This window comes from Prevotella sp. HJM029, from assembly GCF_000599605.1.
GTDB lineage: Bacteria > Bacteroidota > Bacteroidia > Bacteroidales > Bacteroidaceae > Prevotella.
On the sequence record NZ_KK082672.1, the window covers coordinates 180450 to 191066 of the forward strand.

A 10617-nucleotide genomic window follows, 5' to 3' on the forward strand; every position below is an offset into this window, starting at 1 on the left:
AATTACTGCAAAGCGAGGACATGACAAAATAATAAGCTGCTAAATGCGTGGGTTGCGCGCGAGGGAAAAACGAATTTTCCAGTGGGCAGCATGCTTGTGTTGTGTCGCTGTAGAATGTTTCTGTTTGGGGAGGAAAGAAGGCTTGCGATATGTTGTAAATCGCTTATATGAAAATAGTTGCTGCTTGCAGGTTGTTGTAAAAAACAGCACAGCAAGCAGCAAATTAATGTTGTAGAGATGAAGTTTTATTTCTGCGGCACTTCAAGGAGTGCTTGCTTCAATAAGTTCCAGAATGGCAGGATGGATGCGATCTCGCACCGTTCGTTGGTTGTGTGTGGGCTTCGGATTGTGGGACCGAGACTGACGACGTCCATGCCTGGATACTTGCCTAAGATGACGGAACATTCTAAGCCGGCGTGGTCAACCTGGACGATGGCTTCTTTCGCATTTTGCTCGCGATAGATTTTCTTGAGCAAGTGGAGCACCTCACTCTCAGGATTGGGGTCCCAGCCGCCATAGCTGCCGCTCATTTCCACTTTCATGCCCGCCATGTTGAAACAGCTCTCGAGCGTGGTGGCAATATACTCCTTCATGTCTTCTCGGGAAGAGCGCGCAAGAATCTTGATGGCTGCCTTGCCGTTTGCGATGTTGATAATGGCTAAGTTGCTCGATGTCTCTACGACGTCGGGATAAGCCGGAATCATGCGTACCACGCCATCGTGGCATGCGTAGATGGCATTGACGAGGTTGTCTTGTATCTCGGTGGGAACGACCTCGCTCGGAAGCGCCGTTACTTCGGTAAAGAACTCCAAGCCTGGCTCGATAGTCTTATATTCGTCGCAGAAACAAGCTTTGTATGCTACAACTAAAGCTTTAACCGCTTCGGCTTTATCCTGTGGCATGGTGAGCACAACCTCGGCCTTGAACGGAATGGCGTTGCGCATGTTTCCCCCTTCCCAGCTGACGAGCTGCGCGCCACATTCGGCAATCGCCTTGCGCACGAAACGCACCATCAACTTGTTTGCGTTGGCGCGCCCTTCGTGAATTTCCAATCCCGAGTGACCTCCGCGCAATCCCTTCAGTGTCACGCGAAGTGCGGTGTGGGTTGTGTCTGCAGGTACAGGCTGATAGCCCAATGTCGCGGTGATGTCGATGCCGCCCGCACTGCCAATGACGAATTTCCCCCACGTTTCGGAGTCAAGATTCATCAAAATGTCGCTGTGTAACTCGCCTGTGGGTAAATCATTTGCGCCAAACATGCCCGTCTCTTCGTCTGCGGTGATGAGCGCTTCGATGGGGCCATGCTGCAAGTCCTTTGCTTCCATCACCGCCATGATAGCGGCAACGCCAATGCCATCGTCGGCACCCAAGGTAGTGTTGCGCGCACGCACCCATCCTTCTTCATCAACATAAGTCTCTAAAGGATCGGTTTCGAAATTGTGTTGGCTCTCGGGACTCTTCTGTGGTACCATGTCCATGTGAGCTTGCATGAGCACGGTCTTTCGATTTTCCATGCCGGGTGTGGCTGGCTTACGCATTACCACGTTGTTTCCTGCATCGACAAAAGCTTCGACACCTGCTTGCTTGGCAAAATCGAGCAAGAATTGTTGTACGGGTTTTAAATGTCCCGATGGACGGGGAACTTGCGTTAGGGCGTCAAAGTGTCGCCAGACGCATGTGGGTTCTAATTTTGCAATTTCACGCATACTTATATTTTTTTATGGTTGATATGTTCTATTTACTTTGCCGCCGCTTCATGAAGAGCAGTGCAATCCAAGCATATATGCCCATCGCAACGACTAAGAGTGTTTGAATGCTGTGCACGATGAGCACGAAGTTGAGGGCGGCAAATTCGGCCACGCCATAGAGCATCAGCATCGTCTTTACGGCGAAGTGCCACGGGCCAGCACCGTTGGGCGTGGGCACGATGACGGCAATACTGCCCACGATGAACGTCACCATGGCGCACGAAAACGAGAGTGAAGATGTGGCGGTGAAGCAGAAAAATGTGAGGTAATAGTGCAGGAAATAGCTGGCCCAAATGCCGAGGGTGTAGCAAAGGAATAAGGGCACATTGCGCACGTTCCTTAAAGAAACGATGCCTTGCCACACGCTATTGATCGTCGATTTGATTTTGCTGGTCACTGCCAACCGCCGATAGAGGTAATAAACCAGTAGGAAAACAGCTGCGCCACAGGTAAAGGTCACAGCCCAGCCTGCGGCCGAAAAGTTGGTGAGAAACGTGTCGATGCGCGTGCCCGTCTTGGCGAAGAAGCGCATGAAGACGGGAATTTGCGAGAGGAACGTGATACCCGCGATGAGCAGCACCAACAGCGAGTCAATGATGCGCTCCGTGACAACGGTTCCGATGGCTTTGGGAAACGACACGCCGTCGTAGTGTTTCAGCACGCCGCATCGCGTGAATTCGCCCATGCGCGGCACAATGAGGCTCACGGCATAGGAGAGGAACACGGCATAGACCGTGGTTTTGCGGCGCGGATACTCGTGCATCGGTGCTAAGGTCTGTTGCCAGCGCCACCCACGAAAAGCCTGTGCTAAAATGCCAAAGGGAAACGACAAAATCATCCACGTCCAGTTCATTTGGTGAAACAGCACGTCGTTCACCTTGTGGAAATCAAATCCGCGATACATCCAGTAAAGGATGGCGCCGCCCAAAAGCAACGGTAGAATGATTTTGAATATGTTGGAAATATTTCTTTTCACTTGCTTGTTTTGACGAGACAAATTTAGGAAAATCACGCGGAATACCCAAATAAAACCCCGTAGATTATTTGTTGGGGAACGAAAAAAGGCCTACTTTTGCAACCACTATCGTATAGGTTTGTAATGGGTCAGACGTTTCTACCTGCTGCCGCAAACAGCAGTCTATGATAGTTCTTTTTTAATTGTAGAAACAACAACAACGATGCAACATTCTTTTCAGAAGTACACGGCGCAGTATCCCGCCCTCATTCGCTTGGGCGTGCCCATCACGATAGGGCAGTTGGGCACGATTGTGTTGGGTTTTGCCGACACGCTGATGATAGGCCACCACTCGCTGCCCGAGTTAGCCGCCGCCAGCTTTGTCACCAACATGTTTACTTTGGCATTGCTTTTTGGTTTAGGATTTTCTTACGGATTAACGCCCATCATTGGCCGATTTTATGGCCAATCGAATCCCGAAGCCATCGGCGGAGCGTTGAAAAATGGTTTGGCGGCCGGAGGTGTGCTCACGCTCATCCTGCTGGCTGTCATGACCACGCTCTACCTTAATTTAAATCGTTTGGGGCAGCCAGCCGAGCTCTTGCGGTTCATGCGCCCCTATTTCCTCATCAATTTGGTGTCGATACCCTTCGTCATCGGCTTTAACACCTTCAAGCAGTTCTTCGATGGAACGTCGAACACCGTCACGTCGATGGTGGTGATGATAGTGGGTAATTTGCTCAACATCGCAGGTAACTACATCTTTATTTATGGCCATTTGGGTTGCCCCGAAATGGGACTTTTTGGGGCGGGTTTGTCCACCATGCTCTCGCGCGTGTTCATGTGTTTGGCGTTGGCCACGTTGTTTTTTGTGCATCCGCGCAACCAACGCTATCGGCACGGCTTTTTCAGCCAAAGCGTCAACAGCCACGATTTTCTTTATCAAAACAAGCAAGGCTGGCCTTTGGCCTTGCAGATGGGCATGGAGACGGCCGCCTTCAGCCTGTCGAGCGTTATGGTGGGATGGATTGGCACCACAGCTTTGGCCGCCCACCAAGTGATGCTCACCATTAGCCAGTTGGGCTATATGCTCTACTATGGCATGTCGGCCGCCGTAGCCATCCGCGTAAGCAATTTTCATGGGCAACACAACTACCAGCAGGCCGAGACGGTGGCGCATGCCGGATTTCAACTCATTCTCTGCATGGCCGTGGCTATCAGCATCCCCATTTTCTTGTTCCGCAACAGCATCGGCGCCCTCTTCACCTCGTCTGCTGAAGTGGTGAATATCGTTTCATTGACCATCATCCCCTTCATCATCTATCAATTTGGCGACGGCATGCAGTCCAACTATGCCAACGCCCTGCGCGGCCTCTCCCACGTGCGTCCGCTGATGGTGGTGGCCTTTGTGGCATTCTTTGTCATCTCGTTGCCGCTGAGCTATGTCATGGGCATTTGGCTTCGCGGCGGATTAGTGGGCATCTGGAGCTCTTTCCCCGTGGGGCTCACCACGGCTGGGCTGCTCTATTGGTGGAGCTTTCGCCGCGCCATCCGCAAGGCCAAAAGTTTGACCTAAGTCAACAAAACGCCTGTTTGTAGCCCCTTTTGGCCGAAAAACTTGCGTTGCGCCTGTTTTCATGTTACCTTTGCATCGTGATTTTAAGGATAACAATTTAAAAGAAAGGAAAAAAGTTATGGTAACATTAATGACATTTGCTATTGTTGCAGTAATGGTTGCACAGGCAATTAACTTAAGCGGAAAACTTCGTTAACAACGAACCCCCGCTTTTCAAACGAAAAGGTTTTTATATTAAAATATTATTTTGGGCAGGCAGGAGATTTTCTCTTGCCTGCTTTTTTGTGTTTTATGTTGGAGGGGGAGGGGAGAGTGGGGCTGCTGGAGTTCCAGCAAGGCTGAAAATGAAAAAAACGGGGCTGCTAACAAATTAGCAAGGCTGAAAATGAAAAAAACGGGGCTGCTAACAAATTAGCAAGGCTAAAAATGAAAAAAACGGGGCTGCTAACAAATTAGCAAGGCTGAAAATGAAAAAAATGGGGCTGCTGGAACTCCAGCAAGATTGAAAAATTCTATTTGCGCATAGATTTTTTGAGTTGGAGGCAAAACGCAAATCGGTTAACTTTGCAAACGAAAAAAATAAAAACAAAGTTTCACGATTAAAATAAAACAAATATGAAAATAGAAATGCCCGTTCTGCCCTATGCAGACAATGCTTTAGAACCCGTTATCAGCCGCGAAACCATAGCTTATCACTATGGCAAGCATTTGCAAAACTACGTCAACACGCTGGCTTCGCTCGTGAAGGACACGCCTTGGAGCACGAAGAGCGTTGAGGAGTTGGTGGCCGAGGTGCCCGAAGGTCCGTTGTTCAACAATGCCGGCCAGACACTCAACCACGCCCTTTATTTCACGCAGTTCATGCCAGCCAAGGCCGACAATCAGCCCACGGGCACGCTGCTCGAACTGATTAATCGCGATTTTGGCAGCTTCGACACCTTCAAAGAGCAGTTCACACAGGCCGCTCTCACGCTCTTTGGCTCAGGATGGGCATGGTTGGCTCAGCAGCAAGATGGCCGTTTGGTCATTCGCAAAGAGAGCAATGCAGGCAATCCGCTGCGCAACAATGAGACACCGCTGTTGGGCATCGACGTGTGGGAACATGCCTACTACATCGACTATTTCAATCGTCGCGCCGATCATGTGCAGGCCGTTTGGCAAATCATCAACTGGCAGGTTGTGGCCGACAGGTTGAAAGGTTAAAACGCAAGAAAATGATTTCATTCACGCTTTAAAATAAAAATGATTATGGCTTCAATTATCAATTCACACGTAACTGAATTCAAGGTGAACGCGTTCAAGGGGAACGACTTCATCGAAGTTTCCAACAAGGACATCGAAGGCAAATGGGCCGTGTTTTTCTTCTATCCCGCCGATTTCACCTTTGTTTGCCCCACCGAGTTGGAGGATTTGCAGGACAAATATGCACAGCTCAAGGAAATGGGCGTCGAGGTATTCTCGGTGAGCTGTGACACGCATTTTGTGCACAAGGCATGGCATGACGCTTCGCCTCGCATCAAAAACATTGAATACACCATGCTGGCCGACCCTTTGGCTGTGTTGGCAAAGGCCTTTGGCGTCTACAAAGAGGATGAGGGCATCGCCTATCGTGGCACATTTGTCGTAAATCCCGAGGGACTGATTAAAATTGCCGAGATACAGGATAACAACATCGGCCGCAACGCCGACGAGTTGGTGCGCAAAATCGAGGCAGCACAGTTTGTTGCTACGCATCAAGGTGAGGTGTGCCCAGCACGTTGGACACGCGGAAAAGAAACGCTCAAACCAGGTGTTGACTTGGTGGGCAAGCTCTAAATCGCTCCAAAATCTTCAAAAAAGAAGTAGCAATAGACTATAACGAAATTACACGATAGAAAACAGTAGCTTGTGCATCGGTTGCAGAAAGGACATATCCGATGCCACCACGGCTATACACAAAGTGCTGACAATTTGCTTGTCAGCACTTTTTTCATGGGGTTGAGGCGCTGCATGTCGTTTGCACGCACTAAGGTTTCACGCTCGCTGCCAAGCGATGCCACAACAAATCGTCGGGCAAAGGCGATGTGAGTTCAATGAGTTCCTTAGAGACAGGATGCACAAACGACACATGATGTGACAGCAAATCAATGTTGCCACCGGGGTTGCTGCGTGCCGCACCATACTTCAAATCGCCTTTGATGGGGCAGCCCATCTCGGCCAACTGACACCGAATTTGGTGGTGTCGGCCTGTGAGCAAGTTGATCTCCAACAAATGATAATTCTCCGAAGCCGCAATGAGCTTGTAGTGCAAGATGGCCTTCTTCGACCGCGGCACTTCGTGGTCATAGGCATAACTCTTGTTCTGTTGCTCGTTTTTGAGCAGCCAGTTCGTGAGCGTTGCCTCGGGTTGCGGCGGACAATTCTTCGTGATGGCCCAATAGGTCTTGTGCACCTCGCCCGCCCGAAACATGTTGTTCAGTCGCGTCAGTGCTTTCGATGTTTTGGCAAACATCACCAAGCCCGACACAGGGCGATCGAGACGATGTACCACACCGAGGTAAACATTCCCCGGTTTGTGGTGCTCTTCGCGAATATATTGCCGCACAATGTCAGAGAGTGGCACATCGCCCGTCTTGTCGCTTTGAACGATTTCGCCACTCTGCTTGTAGACAATAATAATGTGATTATCTTCGTAAACGGGTATCAAAACACGATGATGTTAAGGGCATCCTACATGTTCATACCACCATCTACCTGGATGACTTGCCCCGAAACGTAGCTCGAGAGGTCGGATGCCAAATAGATAGCCGTGTTGGCAATGTCGTCAACCGTTCCACCACGGCGCAAAGGTATCTTGCTGGTCCATTCCTTGCGCACTTCGTCAGAGAGGGCTTGCGTCATAGCCGTGTCGATAAATCCTGGTGCAATGGCGTTTGCACGAATGCCTTTGGGACCCATCTCTTGTGCCACACTCTTCGCTAAAGCAATCAATCCGGCCTTCGAAGCAGCGTAGTTGCTTTGGCCTGCGTTGCCATGCACGCCGACAACCGAGGCCATGTTGATGATTGAACCGCCACGCTGACGCATCATGACAGGCACGCAGGCGTGGATAAAGTTGAAGGCGCTCTTCAAGTTCACAGCGATAACGGCATCCCATTGCTGCTCGGTCATGCGCAACATCAAACCGTCTTTCGTGATACCGGCGTTGTTGACCAAGATATCGATGCTGCCAAATTCGTCCTTCACTTGCTTCACCACCTCTTCGCTCTGTGCAAAGTCTGCGGCGTTGCTGGCATAACCTTTTGCCTTTACGCCCAATGCAGCAATCTCACGTTCGGTGGCTAAGCCGCCATGTTCTTCGTCGATAAACAAATCGGTAAATGCAATGTTTGCACCTTCTGCAGCAAACTTCAGGGCAATGGCTTTACCAATGCCGCGTGCAGCGCCTGTAATCAGGGCTGTCTTTCCACTTAAAATTCCCATTTTTTATACTTAAATTTAATTCAAATAATTATCGGTTGATTGATTTCCCTAAAGCACCATACACTACTTTTGCCACTAAAGGTTTGCTCGAAGCTTCGGTCAAACCATGGCCCAAACGCCCGTAAATGAACGGCACTTCAAGTCCTTTAATGCAATAATGTGTGATGTCGGCCACCAAGTCGATGTCGTCAATGTCAAATTCGCCCTCGCTCTTCCCTTCGGCATAAACCTTTCTGAAGAGCTCAATCTCGTCTTCATCGAAATTCTTTCGCACCTTTTCCACCATCCAAATGTTGCGAAAAAACTCAGCACGCAGGTTGCCGTTGCGCACAACGGTCTCGCGAATCATGCTCAGATGCGTGTAAATCAGCTCAATAATTTTCTCCTGTGGACGCATCTTCATGCTCGCCACCTCGTCTAATTTGTCTGATAAACGCTCTAACTCCGACTCGATAACAGCCGAATAAACATCTTCCTTTCGGTTAAAATAGGTGTAGAGCGTGCGCCGGCCTTTACCCGATGCCAAAGCAATGTCGTTCATTGTTGTATTGGCAATGCCATTCTTTGCAAATAAAAGCCGTGCAACATCCACCAACTTCTGTCTCGTTTTTGATATTGACATCGTAATTCTCCCTTAACGATTAATTGCACATCTCGACTCTTGTGCGCAAAAGTATAAGTTTTATTTCAGATAGACAACAAACCTCCTTTTTTTTAGACCTTACAAAAAAAAATAACGTAGATATTTGCGTGTTAAAGAAAAACATGCTACCTTTGCAAACGAAATCAATGAGATTGCCTTGCAAAGGCATGTTGATTTTCTTTAAAAATAATACAAATCGCGGAGTGGAGCAGTTGGTAGCTCGCCAGGCTCATAACCTGGAGGTCGCATGTTCGAGTCTTGCCTCCGCAACCTCAAAACAGGGAGTGTAGTTCTTTTCTACATTCCCTGTTTTCGTTATACCCTGCTTTCCACATATTCAAGATATTTTCTGTCCCGCTGAATTAGAAAAGGCTATCACCCAATGGGGGCTATAATGAGAGGATATTTCATAAATCGTTGGATAATCTTACACCAAGAGATGTATATTTAGGCCAAGGGGAGAAAATTAAAAGGATAAGAGAAACAATAAAGCAAAATTCAATCAACAAAAGAATTTCTGAGCATAAAAGAATGAAATTACAGCATAAATAACTATATTTGCAGTTGTGCACTTTCGTTTGACAACGTACAGAGACAAATGAATCGGGCCAATGAACGTAGAAATTTTCAGTGGTGAAAATCATAGTAGAAACCATAAAGGTAATAGATGATGGACAAATATACTTTTATAACCAATTATCAATATGGGGAAAAAACAGACGTTTTACAAATAGATGCAGTTTCTATGAAAGTTGCTATGAGCCAATGGGTTGACGCGTTGAAATTTCCACATATTGGTAATATTAGCAAGTCTAAAGCGAAGCAACATATATATAGTGGAGATATAGAGGAAATACCCTTGAAGAAGTTACATCATATTAGTTGCTTATATGAAAAAGTCAATGGAAAAATAATTGAAGCATATATTGTTCAGCATTGTTATCTTCCTTCAGCATTGCAAACTTTTAATATTATAGTTTTATTTAAGGGCGGAACATATGTAAGACAAATGCAAGCAGATGGTTACCGTGAAGCGACTCGTCTTTGGGGAAAATACCTATCTTGGCACTTTTATAATAGCATAGAACGGGAAACAATAAAGGAAGTACTTAAGAATAATTTTGAAGAACTTATAAATCCCCTCATGCCTAAGGTTTGGTCATTCTCCTTGGTGGTAGATAATTCTATATTGGAAATGTTCATAGTAGAGTGTTAGTGAAATGAGAGACTCAGATTCTTTAGTATTTAAATACCTCTTAACACCCATATTAGTTACTAATTGTAACTAATGAAAGTGGTGGGACAGCATTATTATTGTCTCAAACAGATTAAATAAGGAATCTAAGATAGATTCACATCATCCCCAAACCATAAAACAAATGAAAATAAGATTTTTAATCGGAGCTTTTTTCTTTTTTAATATAACTGTTGCGAGTACATTATTGGAAAGGCACAATGTGATTAAAATGTTTTCCAAAGCAACTAAGGATTATTCCTTGATAGATATAAAACTGTCAAGACGGATTAGAACTTCTTTCAGAAAAAAGATAGAAAGAATCTTTGAGGCCGATACTGTATATATAACAGGTTATTTGGATTACGACAATTCAGAGTATAGCGAATATATTTGGAGTTGTAAAGATAGCTTGCAATATACATATCAGTTTTTTACAAAAAAAATATACCTAATTAGAAATGAAGTAACTGATAACTTCAGGCAGGATATAGAAGATATACAATTAGGATATTTCAAAAATACAAAAGAATTCAAAACCCCTTCCTTTGTCTTAAAAATTGCAAAAAACAATAGCAAATATACCATATACGAGCTTTATAAATCTGGGGAGCAACATAATCTTAAGAAATCAAGGTCTACACCTTAACGACCTAGAAACCGTCACATAGTAATGCTTCAAATTGGGAGTCGATTTTTATGTCGCATTACAATTAAAACAACAAGTCTATGGTAAACCATATATAGATTGTTCGTCATTACCCTTATATGGGTATTAAAAGCCGTAAGCAATAAACAGGAAAGAACAACGTTACATAAGTGATAACCATAAACAATAAGAAGTTATGATAGAATTTGAAGTAAAATCAAAAAAGCAGTATATATCGTTGAACATAAGAGACAGCCTCAGGCGCATCCCGTATGCAGGTAATGAGGCTGATGGTGTAACCATAGACTATAAGGCAAAATATAGTCAACAACTGCAATCCATTAAGGACA

The 10617-nt window shown here is 46.2% G+C and carries 10 protein-coding genes, 1 tRNA gene and 1 riboswitch; of the genes, 6 read left to right on the forward strand and 5 right to left on the reverse strand.

Annotation, left to right across the window (positions count from 1 at the left end; translation table 11 throughout):
• Positions 1 to 245: 245 nt before the first annotated feature.
• Together X919_RS0111750 and X919_RS0111755 are read right to left on the reverse strand one after the other, a co-directional pair.
• Positions 246 to 1706 (reverse strand): aminoacyl-histidine dipeptidase, encoded by a 1461-nt coding sequence (locus X919_RS0111750; protein ID WP_028900281.1) that lies wholly within the window; start codon positions 1704 to 1706, stop codon positions 246 to 248.
• Positions 1707 to 1734: 28 nt separating this feature from the next.
• The gene (locus X919_RS0111755; protein WP_028900282.1) at positions 1735 to 2724 is read right to left on the reverse strand and encodes a lysylphosphatidylglycerol synthase transmembrane domain-containing protein; all 990 of its coding nucleotides are present in this window, start codon (positions 2722 to 2724) and stop codon (positions 1735 to 1737) included.
• 88 nt (positions 2725 to 2812) lie between these two features.
• A riboswitch (purine riboswitch) is annotated at positions 2813 to 2909 on the forward strand.
• A gap of 17 nt (positions 2910 to 2926) precedes the next feature.
• Between X919_RS0111755 and X919_RS0111760 the strand changes: the two genes are divergently transcribed.
• The 3 genes from X919_RS0111760 (at position 2927) to ahpC (ending at position 6094) form a co-directional block, all read left to right on the forward strand.
• A complete protein-coding gene (locus X919_RS0111760; protein WP_028900283.1) occupies positions 2927 to 4279 on the forward strand; it encodes an MATE family efflux transporter in 1353 nt (450 codons plus the stop codon).
• A 615-nt stretch (positions 4280 to 4894) separates the two neighbouring features.
• Positions 4895 to 5482, forward strand: a complete 588-nt coding sequence (locus X919_RS0111765) for a superoxide dismutase (RefSeq protein WP_028900284.1) — start codon at positions 4895 to 4897, stop codon at positions 5480 to 5482.
• A 45-nt stretch (positions 5483 to 5527) separates the two neighbouring features.
• Positions 5528 to 6094, forward strand: a complete 567-nt coding sequence (gene ahpC, locus X919_RS0111770; protein ID WP_004379134.1) for an alkyl hydroperoxide reductase subunit C — start codon at positions 5528 to 5530, stop codon at positions 6092 to 6094.
• Between the two features lie 190 nt (positions 6095 to 6284).
• Here ahpC and X919_RS0111775 read toward each other — a convergent pair whose 3' ends face one another.
• Genes X919_RS0111775 through X919_RS0111785 form a run of 3 tightly spaced genes read right to left on the reverse strand, consistent with a single transcriptional unit; the run spans position 6285 to position 8363 of the window.
• Entirely contained in the window at positions 6285 to 6965 is a 681-nt protein-coding gene (locus X919_RS0111775) for an RluA family pseudouridine synthase (RefSeq protein ID WP_028900285.1), read from the reverse strand.
• Between the two features lie 23 nt (positions 6966 to 6988).
• Positions 6989 to 7741, reverse strand: a complete 753-nt coding sequence (gene fabG, locus X919_RS0111780) for a 3-oxoacyl-[acyl-carrier-protein] reductase (RefSeq protein WP_004379136.1) — start codon at positions 7739 to 7741, stop codon at positions 6989 to 6991.
• Positions 7742 to 7769: 28 nt separating this feature from the next.
• Positions 7770 to 8363 carry a TetR/AcrR family transcriptional regulator gene (locus X919_RS0111785; RefSeq protein ID WP_004379137.1) on the reverse strand — a complete coding sequence of 198 codons (594 nt, stop codon included), beginning with the start codon at positions 8361 to 8363 and terminating at the stop codon, positions 7770 to 7772.
• 218 nt (positions 8364 to 8581) lie between these two features.
• Here X919_RS0111785 and X919_RS0111790 point away from each other — a divergent pair.
• The 3 genes from X919_RS0111790 to X919_RS0111800 all read left to right on the forward strand — a co-directional run bounded on the left by X919_RS0111790 (position 8582) and on the right by X919_RS0111800 (position 10267).
• Positions 8582 to 8654, forward strand: a tRNA-Met gene (locus tag X919_RS0111790).
• 397 nt (positions 8655 to 9051) lie between these two features.
• Positions 9052 to 9600 carry a hypothetical protein gene (locus X919_RS0111795; RefSeq protein WP_253270139.1) on the forward strand — a complete coding sequence of 183 codons (549 nt, stop codon included), beginning with the start codon at positions 9052 to 9054 and terminating at the stop codon, positions 9598 to 9600.
• A gap of 163 nt (positions 9601 to 9763) precedes the next feature.
• Positions 9764 to 10267: a hypothetical protein gene (locus X919_RS0111800; RefSeq protein ID WP_028900287.1), complete on the forward strand. Its 504-nt coding sequence runs from the start codon at positions 9764 to 9766 to the stop codon at positions 10265 to 10267.
• Positions 10268 to 10617: the final 350 nt, after the last annotated feature.